13 protein-coding genes, 1 tRNA gene and 1 pseudogene are annotated in these 17,700 nt (G+C 72.5%); 13 read left to right on the top strand and 2 right to left on the bottom strand.

Features of this window, described 5'->3' with window-relative positions:
• Positions 1 to 100 precede the first annotated feature (100 nt).
• Together QRN89_RS13290 and QRN89_RS13285 are read left to right on the top strand one after the other, a co-directional pair.
• On the top strand, positions 101 to 1,534 hold the full coding sequence (locus QRN89_RS13290) for an NAD-dependent malic enzyme (protein ID WP_290349580.1): 1,434 nt from the start codon (positions 101 to 103) through the stop codon (positions 1,532 to 1,534).
• A 353-nt stretch (positions 1,535 to 1,887) separates the two neighbouring features.
• Positions 1,888 to 2,169: an HU family DNA-binding protein gene (locus QRN89_RS13285; protein ID WP_017947975.1), complete on the top strand. Its 282-nt coding sequence runs from the start codon at positions 1,888 to 1,890 to the stop codon at positions 2,167 to 2,169.
• Between the two features lie 664 nt (positions 2,170 to 2,833).
• Here QRN89_RS13285 and murA read toward each other — a convergent pair.
• Positions 2,834 to 4,174, bottom strand: a complete 1,341-nt coding sequence (murA, locus tag QRN89_RS13280) for a UDP-N-acetylglucosamine 1-carboxyvinyltransferase (RefSeq protein ID WP_290349579.1) — start codon at positions 4,172 to 4,174, stop codon at positions 2,834 to 2,836.
• 287 nt (positions 4,175 to 4,461) lie between these two features.
• Between murA and QRN89_RS13275 the strand changes: the two genes are divergently transcribed.
• From QRN89_RS13275 to QRN89_RS13225, 11 genes and pseudogenes are all read left to right on the top strand, one after another.
• A complete protein-coding gene (locus QRN89_RS13275; protein WP_290349577.1) occupies positions 4,462 to 5,022 on the top strand; it encodes a YqgE/AlgH family protein in 561 nt (186 codons plus the stop codon).
• A gap of 30 nt (positions 5,023 to 5,052) precedes the next feature.
• Positions 5,053 to 5,340 carry a DUF3039 domain-containing protein gene (locus tag QRN89_RS13270; RefSeq protein WP_063835429.1) on the top strand — a complete coding sequence of 96 codons (288 nt, stop codon included), beginning with the start codon at positions 5,053 to 5,055 and terminating at the stop codon, positions 5,338 to 5,340.
• A 289-nt stretch (positions 5,341 to 5,629) separates the two neighbouring features.
• Complete coding sequence (locus QRN89_RS13265) at positions 5,630 to 6,934, top strand: extracellular solute-binding protein (protein ID WP_290349576.1); 1,305 nt, start codon at positions 5,630 to 5,632, stop codon at positions 6,932 to 6,934.
• 309 nt (positions 6,935 to 7,243) lie between these two features.
• Entirely contained in the window at positions 7,244 to 8,215 is a 972-nt protein-coding gene (locus QRN89_RS13260) for a carbohydrate ABC transporter permease (RefSeq protein ID WP_290349575.1), read from the top strand.
• Positions 8,212 to 9,090, top strand: a complete 879-nt coding sequence (locus QRN89_RS13255; RefSeq protein ID WP_290349574.1) for a carbohydrate ABC transporter permease — start codon at positions 8,212 to 8,214, stop codon at positions 9,088 to 9,090. Before QRN89_RS13260 ends, QRN89_RS13255 begins: the two co-directional genes overlap by 4 nt.
• 4 nt (positions 9,091 to 9,094) lie before the next feature.
• Positions 9,095 to 10,792 carry a beta-N-acetylhexosaminidase gene (locus QRN89_RS13250; protein ID WP_290349573.1) on the top strand — a complete coding sequence of 566 codons (1,698 nt, stop codon included), beginning with the start codon at positions 9,095 to 9,097 and terminating at the stop codon, positions 10,790 to 10,792.
• Positions 10,793 to 11,078: 286 nt separating this feature from the next.
• Positions 11,079 to 11,957, top strand: coding sequence for an FAD binding domain-containing protein (locus QRN89_RS13245; protein ID WP_290349572.1), 879 nt, complete (start codon positions 11,079 to 11,081; stop codon positions 11,955 to 11,957).
• Positions 11,954 to 13,801 (top strand): 2Fe-2S iron-sulfur cluster-binding protein, encoded by a 1,848-nt coding sequence (locus QRN89_RS13240; protein ID WP_290349571.1) that lies wholly within the window; start codon positions 11,954 to 11,956, stop codon positions 13,799 to 13,801. The genes QRN89_RS13245 and QRN89_RS13240 overlap by 4 nt, the downstream gene beginning before the upstream one ends.
• On the top strand, positions 13,798 to 16,101 hold the full coding sequence (locus QRN89_RS13235; RefSeq protein ID WP_290349570.1) for a xanthine dehydrogenase family protein molybdopterin-binding subunit: 2,304 nt from the start codon (positions 13,798 to 13,800) through the stop codon (positions 16,099 to 16,101). Before QRN89_RS13240 ends, QRN89_RS13235 begins: the two co-directional genes overlap by 4 nt.
• Positions 16,102 to 16,435: 334 nt before the next feature.
• Positions 16,436 to 16,883 (top strand): annotated as a pseudogene (locus QRN89_RS13230) (hypothetical protein).
• Positions 16,883 to 17,362, top strand: coding sequence for a hypothetical protein (locus QRN89_RS13225; protein ID WP_290349569.1), 480 nt, complete (start codon positions 16,883 to 16,885; stop codon positions 17,360 to 17,362). The pseudogene QRN89_RS13230 and the gene QRN89_RS13225 overlap by 1 nt, the downstream one beginning before the upstream one ends.
• Here QRN89_RS13225 and QRN89_RS13220 read toward each other — a convergent pair.
• Positions 17,331 to 17,405: transfer RNA gene (locus QRN89_RS13220), tRNA-Cys, on the bottom strand. The two genes, QRN89_RS13225 and QRN89_RS13220, sit on opposite strands and share 32 nt — an antisense overlap.
• Between the last annotated feature and the right edge of the window lie 295 nt (positions 17,406 to 17,700).

Genomic DNA, 17,700 nt, shown 5'->3' with positions numbered 1-17,700 from the left:
TTACCTGCTACTGGCAGGTAGGTGCGACCATCGGATGGCCCCGCCCGGCCACCACCGGGCGGTGCGGCAACGAAGCTAGGGAAAGCAGAGGAACTCGGCCATGGCAACGGCGCCCAGCGTCTCGTACTCGATGACGGTCCGGCTGGAGGTGCCCGCGAGCGGAACCGCAGTCTCGCAGCTCACCACGGCCGTCGAGTCCTCCGGCGGATCGGTCACCGGTCTCGACGTCACCGCGTCCGGCCACGAGAAGCTCCGGATCGACGTCACCATCGCGGCGACCTCGACGACGCACGCGGACGAGATCGTCGAGAAGCTGCGCGGTATCGAGGGCGTCACCCTGGGCAAGGTGTCCGACCGGACCTTCCTCATGCACCTCGGCGGCAAGATCGAGATGCAGTCGAAGCACCCCATCCGCAACCGTGACGACCTCTCCATGGTCTACACCCCGGGTGTGGCCCGCGTCTGCATGGCCATCGCCGAGAATCCCGAGGACGCCCGCCGCCTCACGATCAAGCGCAACTCCGTCGCAGTCGTGACGGACGGCTCCGCCGTCCTCGGTCTCGGCAACATCGGCCCGAAGGCCGCCCTGCCCGTCATGGAGGGCAAGGCGGCCCTCTTCAAGCGCTTCGCCGGCATCGACGCGTGGCCGATCTGCCTGGACACCCAGGACACCGACGCCATCGTCGAGATCGTCAAGGCCATCGCCCCCGGCTTCGCCGGCATCAACCTGGAGGACATCTCCGCTCCCCGCTGCTTCGAGATCGAGGCACGGCTGCGCGAGGCCCTCGACATCCCCGTCTTCCACGACGACCAGCACGGCACCGCGATCGTCGTGCTCGCGGCCCTCACCAACGCACTGCGCGTGGTCGGCAAGGCGGTCGGGGACGTCAGGGTCGTCATGTCCGGCGCCGGCGCTGCCGGTACGGCCATCCTGAAGCTGCTCATCGCGGCGGGCGTCAAGCACGCCGTCGTGGCCGACATCCACGGTGTCGTGCACGCCGGCCGCGAGGACCTCGTGGACGCCGCCCCCGGGTCGGCGCTGCGCTGGATCGCCGACAACACCAACCCCGAGGGCGTCACGGGCACGCTGAAGGAAGCGGTGCGCGGTGCCGACGTGTTCATCGGCGTCTCCGCCCCGAACGTGCTCGGGGCGGAGGACGTCGCGGGGATGGCGGACGACGCGATCGTGTTCGCGCTCGCGAATCCCGACCCCGAGGTGGACCCGGCAATCGCCCGCCAGACCGCGGCAGTTGTGGCCACCGGCCGCAGCGACTTCCCGAACCAGATCAACAACGTGCTGGTCTTCCCGGGTGTCTTCCGCGGCCTCCTGGACGCGCAGTCGCGCACGGTCAACACGGAGATGATGCTCGCCGCGGCCACGGCACTGGCGGGCGTCGTCACCGAGGACGAGCTCAACCCGAACTACATCATCCCGTCCGTCTTCAACGACAAGGTCGCGGGAGCGGTCGCCGGGGCCGTCCGGGACGCCGCGAGGGCTGCCGGCGCGGCCGTGACGGGCCCCACCCCGTCCTGAGTCCGGCGCGTCGCGAGTCGCGGGCCCGGAAATCCGCCCTTAGGGTGGCGGACCATGAGCCCGCGACGGGCCGCACGACTCCGGAGGCCGGTCCTCCGGAGGCTCCTCCGGACCGTTTCGGCTCCGTGGAGTCCGCACGGAGTCGACGGAACGTCACCGGAACGAGCCAGTGGCGCTTTTCGTGTGACTCCGGAGGGTGCCGGATTGGCTTTCCCGCCGCTGGTGGGGGCAGGATGCTCAATTGGGCGCGAGGGTCTGACAGCAGACCCGGGTCCGGGGAACTGTCCGAGGGCCCTGGCAGCATCGGCTTCGATCTCACGCCTCACAGGCAAGAAGAACACGGGAGTAAGAACATGAACCGCAGTGAGCTGGTGGCCGCGCTGGCCGACCGTGCCGAGGTGACCCGCAAGGACGCCGACGCTGTGCTGGCCGCTTTCGCCGAGGTCGTCGGCGAGATCGTCGCCAAGGGCGACGAGAAGGTCACCATCCCCGGTTTCCTGACCTTCGAGCGCACCCACCGTGCCGCTCGCACCGCTCGTAACCCGCAGACCGGCGACCCGATCCAGATCCCGGCCGGCTACAGCGTGAAGGTCTCCGCGGGCTCCAAGCTCAAGGAAGCCGCGAAGGGCAAGTAAGCCTCAGACCGCGAGGGCGGCCACTTCCCGTCGGGGGGTGGCCGCCCTTGTGTTGTCCGGGGCCGTGACGGGCCCCGTCGCCCAGGTCACGCCTCGCGCGCCGGGCCGCCGAGCCTCGCCGCGCAGGGGCCGGCGTTGCCCACCGGGGCGGGGCGTACGGCCCCCGTGGGCGGCTCGTCGCGCCCAGGCGTGCGGCTTACGGCCTGTGTGAGCGCCGTTTTCACCCGTCGCGGGCTTTCGGCCGGCGCCGCTTCTGGCCGTCGGTGCGCGTGGACGGCCGCGCACGGGGCACGGGTGCCGGCGGTCGGTGTACGGAGGGCTCGCCTGCGGCCGGGTGTGTACGCCGGGGGCCACGGGCGTGTGCGGACGGGGCCTGTCCGTGGCGGTGCGGGGGAGGGTCTGCGTGCGGCGCAGGGGGTGCGTGCTTGCGGCTGTGTACGCCGGGGGCCACGCGCGTGTACTGACGGGGCCTGCGTGCGGCGGTACACGGAGGCGCGTGCCTGCGGCCGGGTACCACGGGGGCGGGTGCCCGCGGTCGCGTGCGGAAGCCGGGTGCCATCCCCGTGCGGGGTCCGGCGCGCCCCGCTTCGTCGCGTACGGGAACGCGCCGAGCGCCGGTGGCCGTAGGGCGGCCGGACCGGCGCTCGGAGAGGTGGGGGTGAGATCAGACGACCGCGCCGCGCGGCAGCTCGACCTTCGCGCCGAGCTCCACGAGCTTCTCCATGAAGTTCTCGTAGCCGCGGTTGATCAGGTCGATGCCGTGCACCCGGGACGTCCCCTGCGCCGCCAGCGCCGCGATCAGGTAGGAGAAGCCGCCGCGCAGGTCGGGGATCACCAGATCCGCGCCCTGGAGCTTCGTCGGGCCGGACACGACGGCCGAGTGCAGGAAGTTGCGCTGGCCGAAGCGGCAGTCCGAACCGCCCAGGCACTCCCGGTACAGCTGGATGTGCGCACCCATCTGATTGAGCGCCGACGTGAAGCCGAGCCGCGACTCGTACACCGTCTCGTGCACGATCGACAGGCCCGCCGCCTGCGTCAGCGCCACCACCAGGGGCTGCTGCCAGTCCGTCTGGAAGCCGGGGTGCACGTCCGTCTCCAGCGCGATCGCGTTGAGGGAGCCGCCCGGGTGCCAGAAGCGGATGCCCTCGTCGTCGATCTCGAAGGCGCCGCCGACCTTCCGGTACGTGTTGAGGAAGGTCATCATCGAGCGCTGCTGCGCACCGCGCACGTAGATGTTGCCCTCGGTCGCGAGCGCCGCCGAGGCCCAGGACGCCGCCTCCAGCCGGTCCGGCAGCGCCCGGTGGGTGTAGCCGCCGAGGCGGTCGACGCCGGTGATCCGGATCGTCCGGTCGGTGTCCATCGAAATGATCGCGCCCATTTTCTGCAGGACGCAGATCAGGTCCTCGATCTCCGGCTCCACCGCCGCGTTCGACAGCTCCGTGACGCCCTCGGCCAGCACCGCGGTCAGCAGCACCTGCTCGGTGGAGCCGACCGACGGGTACGGCAGGCGGATCTTGCATCCGCGAAGCCGCTGCGGGGCCTCCAGGTACTGCCCGTCCGCCCGCTTCTCGATCTTCGCGCCGAACTGCCGCAGCACGTCGAAGTGGAAGTCGATCGGCCGGCCGCCGATGTCGCAGCCGCCCAGACCCGGGATGAAGGCGTGACCGAGCCGGTGCAGCAGCGGGCCGCAGAACAGGATCGGGATGCGCGAGGAACCGGCGTGGGCATCGATGTCCGCGACGTTCGCGCTCTCGACGTACGTCGGGTCGAGCACCAGTTCGCCTGGCTCGTCACCGGGCCGCACCGTCACACCGTGCAGCTGCAGCAGCCCGCGCACCACCCGCACGTCGCGGATGTCGGGCACGTTGCGCAGCCGGCTCGGCTCGCTGCCGAGCAGCGCGGCGACCATAGCCTTCGGCACCAGGTTCTTGGCGCCGCGGACGCGGATCTCGCCCTCCAGCGGGGTTCCGCCGTGGACAAGCAGTACATCGTCTGTGCCGGTCATGAATCTCGCGTTCCGGAGGGTCCTCCCTGTGGAGCCGGGAGGAGGTCGGGCAGGGGCCAGAGAAAAGGTTAAGGCCCTCCTACCCCTGTCTCGTAAGGCCAAGGGCACACCACAGGTGTAATGAATTCGGCACAATACATTCTGTTTCGGCGCGCCTCCGGAGGGTCACCATCCGCTTGGCTTCCGCGGGCGCGCCCTCCCGCTGCCGCGGTGCGCCCTGAGCTGCGTCGGTCCGGACCGGGACGCCCGCTCCCCGCGGAGGGGGAAGATGCGGGATCATGTCTCCCATGACCGAGGTGTCCTCGCTCACAGGGCGGCTGCTCGTCGCCACTCCGGCCCTCGCGGACCCGAACTTCGACCGCGCGGTGGTGCTCCTGCTCGACCACGACGAGGAGGGGTCCCTCGGCGTGGTCCTCAACCGGCCCACCCCCGTCGGCGTCGGCGACATCCTGGAAACGTGGGCCGGTCTGGCCGGTGAGCCCGGCGTCGTCTTCCAGGGCGGCCCCGTCTCCCTCGACTCCGCGCTCGGGATCGCCGTCATCCCCGGCGACGAGGGCCCCCTCGGCTGGCGCAGGGTCCACGGGGCGATCGGCCTCGTCGACCTGGAGGCCCCGCCCGAACTGCTCGCCTCCTCGCTCGGCTCGCTGCGGATCTTCGCGGGGTACGCGGGCTGGGGCCCGGGCCAGCTGGAGGGCGAGCTGAACGAGGGCGCCTGGTACGTCGTGGAGTCCGAGCCCGGCGACGTGTCCTCACCGCGGCCGGAGGCGCTGTGGCGGTCCGTGCTCCGCCGGCAGCGCAACGAACTGGCGATGGTGGCCACCTATCCGGACGACCCGTCGCTGAACTGAATCCGCGCGGCTTGAGTACCCTTGGCACCTATGAGCACTCTCGAGCCCGAGCGCGGGGCAGGTACGGGCACCCTCGTGGAGCCGACACCCCAGGTGTCGCACGGCGACGGCGACCACGAGCGCTTCGCCCATTACGTCCAGAAGGACAAGATCATGGCGAGCGCCCTCGACGGCACTCCCGTGGTGGCACTGTGCGGCAAGGTCTGGGTGCCGGGGCGCGACCCCAAGAAGTACCCGGTGTGCCCGATGTGCAAGGAGATCTACGAGTCCATGGGTGCCGGCGGGGACAAGGACAAGGGCGGCAAGGACAAGAAGTAGCCGGACGGCCGGTCCGCCGGCCTCCGGACTTCCCTCCGGCTCGGGAACGGCCCCCGGGGTCGCACGACTGTGCGCCCCGGGGCCGTTCGTGTTTTCCCGGCACCCGTCCGCCCTGTTCGCCCCGTCCGCCCCGTCCGCCCCGGCCTCCGTTGCACGGGGTGCGTCCGCCGGTCACAGAGTGGTTGAGACCTCTTGTCGCTCCGTGGGGGCAGCCCTAACCTCCTGCGTGTTGTGCACCGCGAAACGTGCGTTGCGTATGTTGCAACAACTTGCCGGAGGGGACCCCGCCATGAAGCTTCCTGCCCGAATAGCCGCGCCGGTCACCGCACTTGCCCTGGCGGGGCTCACCGCCACCGGCTGCGCCCCGCAGACGTCCGGCAACGGCGCGCGGACCGACGACAGGAGCGGCATGCTCCGCGTCTGGCTGTTCCAGGAGGTCAACAACAAGCCGAAGGAGCAGGTCGTCGACGCGGCGATCAAGGCGTTCCGGGCCGAGCACAAGGACGCGAAGGTGGAGGTCGAGTACATCCCCGTCGACACCCGCGCCCAGCGGATCAAGGCGGCCTTCAACGACCCGGGGAGCGCGCCCGACCTGATCGAGTACGGCAACACGGACACGGCCGGTTACGTCAGGGACGGCGGACTCGCCGACATCACCGAGGAGTTCGGGGCCTGGGCGGACAGGAAGGACACCGACCCGACCGCCAGGGAGTCGGTGACGGTGGACGGCAAGGTGTACGGCGCCCCGCTCTTCGTCGGCGTCCGCGCCCTGTACTACCGCACGGACGTGTTCGAGGACCTCGGCATCCGGCCGCCCAAGTCGCAGGCCGAGCTCGTCTCCGTGGCGAAGAAGGTCCGCAAGGCGCGGCCCGAGCTGTACGGACTCGCCGTCGGCGGTGCGTACACCTACGGAGCCATGCCGTTCATCTGGGCGAACGGCGGCGAGCTGGCGACGGAGAGCGGCGGCACGTACAAGGCGGCCGTCAACAGCCCGCAGGCCCGCAAGGGCATCGAGGCGTACACCTCGCTGTTCGGGGACGACAACTGCCCGGCCGCGAAGTGCGCTTCGATGGGCGGCAACGCGACCGTCACCGCGTTCGCCTCCGGCAAGGCGGCGATGGCGATCGGCGGCGACTTCAGCCACGCGGCGGTCGAGGCGGGCAAGGTGAAGGGCAAGTACGCGGTCGTCCCGCTGCCCGGCGTCACCGCAGGATCGATCGCCCCTGCCTTCGCGGGCGGCAACAACATCGGTGTGCTGAGGAGCAGTTCGCACCGCACCCTCGCGGTCGACCTCATGAAGTCGCTCACCGGCAAGGAGACCCAGGGCAAGCTGTTCGACGCGATGGGCTTCCTGCCGACGTACACGGACGTCCGGGCGCGGGCGGCGACGAAGGAGCCCTTCGTCGAGCCGTTCATCGACACCCTCGCCGCCGGCACCGAGTTCGTCCCGGCCTCGCCCGGGTGGGGGCAGATCGACGCGTCGCTCGTCCTGCCGACGATGTTCCAGGAGATCGTCAGCGGCAAGAAGGACGTGGCCTCGGCCGCGGACGACGCGGCGAAGAAGATGGACGCGGCCTTCGCGTCCGCGGGCTGACCGGTGAAGCGCGCGACGACGGGGCCGCAGCCGCCCGAACCCGCCGCGGGCGGGTCCGAGCCCGGGTCCGAGCCCGGGCCCGAGCCCGGCGCCGCCCCGGCGCCCGCGTGGTCCGGTGGGCCCGGTGCTTCCGGCGACGGCCCGTCCGGGACCGGTGCCGAGGGCGGCGGGTCACCGGTCGGTGCGGAGGGCCCGGGTTCCGGGTCCCCCGGCGGGCCCGGTGCTTCCGGTTCCGGCTCCGCCGGCGGCTCAGCGCCGCACGGCGCCGCCGCGGGGCATCGTGCCGGGTCCGGGCCCGAGGCCGCCCGCGTGCCCTCGCCGCGGCCGGGTGCCGCCGGCGTCCGCGTCCGCGTCCGCGAAGGCGACGGGCGGCCGCCCGCCGCCCGCAGGACGACGGGCCCGGGGGACCACGGCGGCCGGACCCCGTGGCTCTACCTCGCGCCCGCGCTCGTCGTGCTGGGCGGGCTGCTGGTCTACCCGATCTACCAACTCGGTCTGATCTCGTTCCTGGAGTACACCCAGGCCCAGGTCAGCGGAGGGGAACCGACGTCCTTCCAGGGCTTCGGCAACTACACGGCGCTGTTCTCCGACGGCCAGTTCTGGCAGGTCCTCCTCGCGACGGTCGTCTTCGCCGCCGCGTGCGTCGTCGCCACCCTCGCCGTCGGGTGCGCGCTGGCCGTGCTGCTCACCCGTGTGCGCGCACTGCCGCGGCTCGCGCTGATGCTCGCCGCCCTCGGGGCGTGGGCGACGCCCGCGGTCACCGGGTCGACCGTCTGGGTGTTCCTCTTCGACCCGGACTTCGGTCCCGTCAACAAGGTGCTCGGGCTCGGCGACTTCTCCTGGACCTACGGCCGGTACAGCGCCTTCGCCCTCGTCCTCCTCGAAGTCGTCTGGTGCTCGTTCCCGTTCGTGATGGTGACCGTGTACGCGGGCATCAAGGCGATCCCCTCGGAAGTCCTCGAGGCGGCCTCGCTCGACGGCGCCTCGCACTGGCGCACCTGGCGTTCCGTCACCGCCCCGATGCTCCGCCCGATCCTGGTCGTGGTGACCATCCAGTCCGTCATCTGGGACTTCAAGGTCTTCACCCAGATCTACGTCATGACGAACGGCGGCGGAATCGCCGGACAGAATCTCGTCCTCAACGTCTACGCCTACCAGAAGGCGTTCGCGTCCTCGCAGTACAGCGTCGGATCGGCGATCGGCGTCGTGATGCTGCTGATCCTGCTCGCCGTCACGCTGATCCATCTGCGGCTGCTGCGCCGTCAGGGGGAGGAACTGTGAGTCCGCCGTCCCCGCGGGGCACCGGTCCCGCACGCATCTGCCGGACAGGCATCCGCCGGCCCTGGCGTCTCGCGGCGGAGGCGGCCGCCCTGACCGTCGCCGCCGCCGTCGCCTTCCCGCTCTACTGGATGGTCCTCTCCGCCTTCAAACCCGCAGGTGAGATCCAGTCCACGGAGGCACGGCCGTGGACGCTCGCACCGTCCCTGGACTCCTTCCGCCGCGTCTTCGAACAGCAGGAATTCGGCCGCTACTTCCTCAACAGCCTTTTCGTCGCCGGTACCGTCGTGATCGCCTCCGCGCTCATCGCGTTTCTCGCGGCGACCGCGGTGACCCGGTTCCGCTTCCGGTTCCGCACGACCCTGCTCGTGATGTTCCTGGTGGCGCAGATGGTGCCGATCGAGGCGCTGACCATCCCGCTGTTCTTCCTGATGCGGGACCTCGGTCAGCTCAACACCCTCGGCGCGCTGATCCTTCCGCACATCGCCTTCTCGCTGCCGTTCGCGATCTGGATGCTGCGCGGGTTCGTCAGTGCGGTACCGGACGCGCTGGAGGAGGCCGCGTACATCGACGGCGCGAGCCGTACCCGGTTCCTCTGGCAGATCCTCTTCCCGCTGGTCTTCCCGGGCCTCGTGGCGACGAGCGTCTTCTCGTTCATCTCGACGTGGAACGACTTCCTGTTCGCGAAGTCCTTCATCATCAGCGACACCTCGCAGTCCACCCTGCCGATGGCACTGCTGGTCTTCTTCAAACCGGACGAGAACGACTGGGGCGGCATCATGGCGGCGTCGACCGTGATGACGGTCCCGGTACTCGTCTTCTTCGTACTCGTACAGCGGCGTCTGGTCTCCGGACTGGGCGGCGCGGTGAAGGACTGAGGACATGAGCGAGCGTTCGCACTTCCCGGGTCCCGGAGCGGAACTGATTCCGGCTCCGGCCCGCATGGCCGCCTCGCTGCCGGGCGGCGGCACCGGGTACGTCGTCGACGCGGAGACCGGGATCGAGGCGCGCACCGGCACCGAGGGGGTCGCGCGCTGGCTGCGCTCGACCCTCGGCGCGGCCACCGGCCACCCCTTCCCGCCGCACACGGACAGCGGGAACCGCGTCCTGCTGCGCATCGTGCCCTCGCTCGCGGAAGAACTCGGCAGCCCGGAGGCGTACCGCTTCACGGCGGACGGTCTCGTCGTCGCCATCGAGGGGGCGAGCGAGGCGGGGGTGTTCTGGGGGGCCCAGACGTTCAGGCAACTGCTCGGCCCGGAAGCCTTCCGGCGTGCTCCCGTGGCCGGGAAGCGGGAGTGGGAGGTACCCGCCGTCACCATCCACGACGCGCCGCGCTTCCGCTGGCGCGGTCTCATGCTCGACGTGGCCCGGCACTTCCGGCCCAAGGACGACGTCCTGCGGATGCTCGATCTGCTCGCTGCGCACAAGCTCAACACGTTCCACTTCCATCTCACCGACGACCAGGGCTGGCGCATCGAGATCAGGCGCCACCCGCGCCTCACCGAGGTCGGCGGCTGGCGCTCCCGCACGAAGTGGGGACACCGCGCCTCCGAGCTCTGGGACGAGACGCCGCACGGCGGTTACTACACCCAGGACGACATCCGCGAAATCGTCGCGTACGCCGCCGAGCGGCACATCGCCGTCGTTCCGGAAATCGACGTCCCCGGACACTCGCAGGCCGCCGTCGCCGCGTACCCGGAACTCGGGAACACCGACGTGGTCGACACCACGGCCCTGTCCGTCTGGGACAGCTGGGGCGTCAGCCCGAACGTCCTCGCCCCCACCGAGGCCACCCTCCGCTTCTACGAAGGGGTCTTCGAGGAGGTGCTGGAGCTCTTCCCCGCCTCCGTCTCCCCGTTCGTGCACATCGGCGGCGACGAATGCCTCAAGGACCAGTGGAAGGCGTCCCCGGCCGCGCAGGCCCGCATCGCGGAGCTGGGTCTCGCCGGCGAGGACGAGCTCCAGTCCTGGTTCGTCCGGCACTTCGACCGCTGGCTCGCCGACCGGGGGCGCCGGCTCATGGGCTGGGACGAGATCCTGGAGGGCGGCACGGTGGAGCGGGGGCTGACCCCGGGCGCCGCGGTCTCCTCCTGGCGCGGCTACGCGGGCGGGATCGCCGCCGCCCGCGCGGGGCACGACGTGGTCATGTGCCCCGAGCAGCAGGTCTATCTCGACCACCGGCAGGCCGCCGGCGAGGACGAGCCGATGCCCATCGGGTACGTGCGCACCCTGGAGGACGTCTTCCGTTTCGAGCCCGTTCCGCCCCAGCTCGCCGGTACGCCGGAGGCCGCCCGTGTCCTCGGTGCCCAGGCCAACGTCTGGACCGAGGTGATGCAGGACCGCTCCCGCGTGGACTACCAGGTCTTCCCCCGCCTCGCCGCCTTCGCGGAGGTCGCCTGGTCCGCGCTGCCCGCCCCCGCCGACCGGGACTTCGCCGACTTCGAGCGGCGTATGGCCGTCCACCGCGCCCGCCTTGACGCGCTCGGCGTCGACCACCGGCCGCCCGGGGGCCCGTTGCCGTGGCAGAGGCGACCGGGTGTGCTCGGACGCCCGATCGAGGGGGCGCCCCCAAACGTGTGAGCCCTGCCCCAACGGGGTGTTCCGGATACGGCTCCCTGGGACCGTGGAGGCCCACGGGGAAAAGTCGTACAAGGAATGCCTTCGACCGGCAATCCGCTTGTGACGGCAATGCCGTAGCAATTCGGGCATTTCCCCCGCAAAGGGAAGTCCGGGACGGATGCATCCTTCGTGGACCCCCGCGTCGGACCGCTCGGAGAATGTGCCAGAGTTGCCACGTCCGGGCTGTGAGCACGTACGGTACGGCAACACAGGCGGACAGCCGGGACACCGGGAAGGGGCAGCTGGGTTGACCACGCACGCACCGCAGGCGGCGCAGTCCGTGACGCTGCCGGCCTCGCTCGACGAGGCCGTGGCGGCGCTCACCGCCATGCCCGCCGCCGTGCCGGTCGCCGGGGGCACGGACCTGATGGCGGCCGTCAACAAGGGCCGGCTCAGGCCCGCGGGCCTCGTGGGCCTCGGCCGCATCAACGAGATCCGCGGCTGGCAGTACCAGGACGGCCATGCCCTCCTCGGCGCCGGACTCACCCACTCCAGGATGGGCCGGCCCGACTTCGCCGCCCTCATCCCGGCGCTCGCCGCCTCCGCCCGGGCCGCCGGACCGCCGCAGATCCGCAACGCGGGCACCCTCGGCGGCAACATCGTCACCGCGGCGCCCACCGGCGACACCCTGCCGGTGCTGGCCGCCCTGGAAGCGGACCTGGTGATCGCGGGGCCGGACGGGGCGACCCGTGAGATCCCCGTCTCCCATCTGCTGGCAGGCCGCGAGATGCTCGGCCCCGCCGAGCTGATCGGCTTCGTGCGCGTGCCGCTCCTGCACGCCCCGCAGGTGTTCCTCAAGGCGACCGGGCGTACCGGCCCCGGCCGGGCCACGGCGTCCGTGGCCGTCGTCCTCGACCCGGCGCGGCGCGGGGTGCGCTGCGCGGTCGGCGCGATCGCCCCCATGCCGCTCCGCCCGCTGGAGGCGGAGCGCTGGATCGCCTCGCTGATCGACTGGGACGGCGAGCGCGGACTCGCCCCAGAGGCGCTGGCGGCCTTCGGCGAGTACGTGGCGGCCGCCTGCATCCCGGACCAGGAGGGCGACGAGCAGCTGCCGCCCGCGGTCCTGCACCTGCGGCGCGTGGTCGCCGCGCTGGCCCGACGAGCACTGGGGAGGGCGCTGTCGTGAGCTCCGAGGAGAACGAGACCCGGGACGACGCCCCGCGCGGCGGCGGCTGGCAGCCGATCCCGCAGGGCGGCGAGTACGACGCCGAGGCCACGGCCTTCGTCCGGCTCCCGCCCGAGGACATGCTCGACGCACCGCTCGCCGCACCCGGCCACGGCTACGTGCCTCCGCAGATCCCCTCGGCGGCCCAGGAGGGCCCGGCTGCCGCGGGCGGCTGGACCGTCCCGCAGCAGGCGTCGGACGGCGACGGGCCGCAGCACTGGCCGGCGCCGGGCGCACCGCAGTCGCAGAACCCCTACGAGCCGTACGCCGGGCATCAGCCGTACGCCAGCCACGAGTCGTACGCCGGCCCCGGTGCGCAGGGCGGTCAGGGACCGCACGGTGCGTACGGCCCGCAGGGCGCGTACGGCGCCCAGGGCCCGGACGGCGCTCCGCAGGGCGCCCGGGACCCGCGCGCCGAGGACGGGCCGCACGACGGCCACGAGGCGCACCCCGGCCACGGCCCCCAGGGGGGCCACGACCCGCACGCCACGGGACAGTGGACGTTCCCGGAGGCGGACGAGCCCTCGCCCGGCCCCGCCGCCGCACCGGCCACGGGAGACCTCACCGGCCAGTGGACGATCCCCGTCGCCCAGGGCGACATCCCCGAGGAATCGGGTGAGTTCACCACGTCCGCGCTGGCGGCCCAGTGGGGCGGCCGCACCCCGCCGGCCACCCTGCCGGGCGGCGCCCCCGCCCCCTGGGCCACGACACCCGACGGCGGCACGCCGGCCGAGGGCACCCCCGTCGGCGGGACGCCCGCCGCCGGTACGCCGGTGCCCGGAGCGGGCTACGCCACCCTCCCCGGCGGCGCGCCCGCCCCCTGGACGACCGAGGGATACCCCGCCCACGGCGAACGGGACGGATCCCCCGCCGAACCCCGCGCCGAGCAGCCCGACGAGGGGCGGCACGGGCCGCGGGACGACGAGGCGCACCCCGGGGGCGACGAGTCCGACGGCGGGCCCGCCCCGGAGCAGGGCGGAACGGCCTCGGAGGACCGGCCCGAAACGGCCGCCGCCGCCGAGACCGGGCCCGTCGCGGCAGGCCGTGACGAGGGCTCCGAGGACCTGGGGGACCCGGCGGCCGGCACGTCCGACACGGCCGCTCAGGACCCCGGCACGCCCGCGGACGAGCACGCCGCCGCCCCGGACGCGTCCGGCGCCGACGAGTCCCTCGCGGCCGCCCGCACGACGCCGAACGACGAGCACCCGCACTCCTCGTACGTCCTGCGGGTGAACGGCGCCGACCGGCCCGTCACCGACGCCTGGATCGGCGAGTCCCTGCTCTACGTGCTGCGCGAGCGCCTCGGCCTCGCGGGCGCCAAGGACGGCTGCTCCCAGGGCGAGTGCGGCGCCTGCAACGTCCAGGTCGACGGCCGGCTGGTGGCCTCCTGCCTGGTGCCGGCGGCGACGGCGGCCGGTTCCGAGGTCCGTACCGTCGAGGGCCTGGCCGCGGACGGCGAGCCCTCGGACGTGCAGCGTGCCCTCGCCGGGTGCGGAGCCGTCCAGTGCGGCTTCTGCATCCCCGGCATGGCGATGACCGTGCACGACCTGCTCGAGGGCAACCACGCCCCCACGGAGCTCGAGACGCGCCAGGCCCTCTCCGGCAACCTCTGCCGCTGCTCCGGCTACCGGGGCGTCCTCGACGCCGTGCGCGAGGTGGTCGCCGAGCGCGAGGCGAGCGCCGCCGCGGCCGCCGAGGGCGACGAGCCCCGCGAAGGGCCCCAGGACGGGGCCCGCATCCCGCACCAGGCGCCTCCGGGCGCCGGTAGTGTGCAGCCCCACCCGCACGACGGAGGCATGGTGTGAGCAACGACGCGGCCATCGCGGCCCCGGCGGTCGACGGTCCCGAGCAGGAACCACCCGCTCACGGCATCGGTGCCTCCCTCCCGCAGGCGGACGCCCGCGCCAAGACCGAGGGCACCTTCCCGTACGCCGCGGACCTCTGGGCCGAGGGCCTGCTCTGGGCGGCGCTCCTGCGCTCCCCGCACCCCCACGCCCGGATCACCGCCATCGACACCTCGGCGGCCGCCGAGATGCCCGGCGTCCGGGCCGTCGTCACCCACGCCGACGTACCCGGCGACGCCGCCTACGGACGCGGGGTCGCCGACCGGCCCGTCTTCGCCTCGGACGTCGTCCGCCACCACGGTGAGGCCATCGCGGCCGTCGCCGCGGACCACCCCGACACGGCCCGCCTCGCCGCGGCGGCGATCACCGTCGAGTACGAAGTACTCGAACCGGTGACCGACCCCGAGAAGGCCTTCGCCGCCGAACCGCTGCACCCCGACGGCAATCTCATCCGCCACATCCCGCTGAGCTACGGCGACCCGGAGGTCAACGGAGACGTCGTCGTCGAGGGGCTCTACCGCATCGGCCGCCAGGACCCCGCACCCATCGGCGCCGAGGCCGGCCTCGCCGTGCCGCGCCCCGACGGCGGCGTCGAGCTGTACACCGCCTCCACCGACCCGCACACCGACCGTGACCTCGCCGCCGCCTGCTTCGGCCTGGACAAGGAGCGCGTGAAGGTCGTCGTCACCGGTGTGCCCGGCGCGACCGGCGACCGGGAGGACCCGGGCTTCCAGATCCCGCTCGGGCTGCTCGCCCTGCGCACCGGCTGCCCGGTCAAGCTCGCGGCCACCCGCGAGGAGTCCTTCCTCGGCCACGCCCACCGCCACCCCACGCTGCTGCGCTACCGCCACCACGCGAACGCCGAGGGCAAGCTGCTGAAGGTCGAGGCGCAGATCCTGCTGGACGCGGGCGCGTACGCCGACGCCTCCTCGGAGTCCCTCGCCGCCGCCGTCGCCTTCGCCTGCGGCCCGTACGTCGTGCCGCACGCCTTCATCGAGGGCTGGGCCGTCCGCACCAACAACCCGCCCTCCGGCCATGTGCGCGGCGAGGGCGCGCTGCAGGTCTGCGCCGCCTACGAGGCCCAGATGGACAAGCTGGCCGCGAAGCTGGGCCAGGACCCGGCCGAGGTCCGCCTCCGCAACGTGCTCGCCACCGGCGACATCCTGCCCACCGGCCAGACCGTCACCTGCCCAGCGCCGGTCGCCGAACTGCTGCAGGCCGTCCGCGACTTCCCGCTCCCGCCGCTGCCCAAGGACACCCCCGAGGAGGCATGGCTGCTGCCCGGCGGGCCCGAGGGCGCGGGCGAGCCCGGCGCGGTGCGGCGCGGCGTGGGCTACGCGCTGGGCATGGTCCACATGCTCGGCGCGGAAGGCACCGACGAGGTGTCCACGGCCACGGTGAAGGTCCAGGACGGCGTGGCCACGGTCATCTGCGCGGCCGTCGAGACCGGGCAGGGCTTCTCCACCCTCGCCCGTCAGATCGTGCAGGAGACGCTCGGCATCGAGGAGGTGCACGTCGCCTCCGTCGACACCGACCAGCCCCCGGCGGGCCCGGCCGCCCACGGACGGCACACCTGGGTCTCCGGCGGCGCGGTCGAGCGCGCGGCGAAGATGGTGCGCACTCAGCTGCTGCAGCCGCTGGCGCACAAGTTCGGCATGTCCACCGAGCTGCTGCAGATCACCGACGGCAAGATCACCTCGTACGACGGCGTCCTGTCCACGACCGTCACCGAGGCCATGGACGGCAAGGAGCTCTGGGCCACCGCCCAGTGCCGACCGCACCCCACCGAACCCCTCGACGACCACGGCCAGGGCGACGCCTTCGTCGGTCTCGCCTTCTGCGCGATCCGCGCGGTCGTCGACGTCGACATCGAACTCGGCTCCGTGCGCGTCGTGGAGATGGCCGTCGCCCAGGACGTGGGCCGCGTCCTCAACCCCGCCCAGCTCGCCACCCGGATCGAGGCGGGCGTCACCCAGGGCATCGGCGCCGCGCTCACCGAGAACCTCCGCACGGCCCGCGGCCTGGTCCGCCACCCGGACCTGACGGGCTACGCCCTGCCGACGGCCCTCGACGCCCCCGACATCCGCATCGTCAAACTCGTCGAGGAACGCGACGTGGTGGCCCCCTTCGGCGCGAAGGCGGCCAGCGCCGTCCCGGTCGTCACCTCCCCGGCAGCCGTCGCCTCCGCCGTCCGCGCGGCCACGGGCCGCCCGGTCAACCGCCTCCCGATCCGCCCGCAGGCGGCGGTGGCCACGCCGTAGGAGCCGCCGGGCCCGCTCCGGTCGCCTGTCCCGCCGTGTGGGCGTGCTGAACACGGCCTGGCCGGGGCGCCGTTAGCGGGTGCCCCGGACGCGCGGCGCCCGAACCCCGGATTCCGCCGAGGGCTCCGGCACGTCGCGGGCCCTCGCGATCTGCTCGTGCCCGACGCGGCTCCTCGAACCGGCGGGGCGTGCTCGATGGCCATGCGGAAGTAGCGCGATCTCCCGTTCCAACTGCTTGTGTAGGCTCGACCTTTGACGTGTCCGGGACGCTTTGCGGTTTCCTGGGCGGAACGTCGACCTCTTGCTTGTCCGTACGGGGGAAGGAGCCCACCAGATGGCGTGGGACGAATGGGAGCGGCTGAAGGCCGACGCCGGCAGCAGAAGCTCCTCGCACATGCAACTGAACCAGGTGCCGAACGAGACAGGCGCCGGCGGCGGGCAGCAGGGTGATCTCAAGGTCGACCAGCAGGACCTGGCCTCGGTCGGCGACAGCGCGTTCAAACTGTTCACGGACCTCGGCCGCTACGGCCGTGACGCCTGGTCCAGCAGCCAGAACGCCGCCAAGGACCTCAAGGCGCAGGAGTTCGAGCTCGGGGGATCTGGACACGGTCCAGGAGCGGTGGGAGAAGTCCCTGACCACTCTGCTGGACGCCTGCGCCCACATCTCCAACCACATGGACTTCACGAAGAAGGCCCACGCGGGCGACGAGTACCACATCGCGTCGACCGTCAGCAGCATCGCCACCCTCGACAAGGGCTTTGACGAGGGGACGAAGCGCTGATGGACCTCGAAGCGCTCCGCCACGCCAACTTGTCGCAGCTGAACACCGCGATCGGCGACTGGGGCACGGTCGTCAAGAACCTGACGACTCTGGAGAAGCGGGCGCGCGACGACATGAAGGCCAAGGCCGACAGGGCCGAATGGGCCGGAGTCAATGCCAGCGTCTCGCGCGGATTCATCTCCAAGACGGCCGGGGAGTTCTCGGACGCCCTCACCCAGGCGATGTCGACGCTGCACGCTTCTTGTACGACGTCGCCAAGGACCCCATGGGCCGGGCTGCGATCACATCCGAGGCTGTGGCCCGGACCGCGCGAAAGTGATCCGGGGCTCGGCGAGTACACCCGGATGTGCCGCCTGCCACGACGGCGCCGCAGCCGGCCCTCGTCACTCCCGGGCCGGCGCCGTCCGCCCTCCGGGCACTGCGCGGTCGTGATCGCGCGTTCAAGCGTGGAGACCGTGGCGGGATTCGAACCCACGTAACTCGCTTTGCAGGCGAGCCCCTCAACCACTCGGGCACACGGTCCTGTGTTCCTCGATGCGTCGACCGTAGGCGGCGGAGGAGAGGGCGCTCAAGGTTCGGGCGGGGGCTGCAATGCGACTGCCACACGGCGTTCATGAAGGGCCCCGCGGGAGGAGTGGGCGCCGGGCCCGGGCGGTGCGCGACGCGGTACTCGCACCGGTTGCCCCGCCGGCCGCGCCCACCCGGCCGGGGACCCGACCGGAACGGAACCGGTGCGATCCCGCGAGCCCGGCTACCGGCCCGCCCGGCCGAGGCCTAGGACCAACGGCCGATCCGAAGCCCGTCCCACGACAGGGGC

It is taken from the genome of Streptomyces sp. HUAS CB01 (genome assembly GCF_030406905.1).
In the GTDB taxonomy this organism is placed as follows: Bacteria; Actinomycetota; Actinomycetes; order Streptomycetales; family Streptomycetaceae; genus Streptomyces; species Streptomyces chengbuensis.
This window is presented reverse-complemented; position numbering and strand designations above follow the sequence as displayed.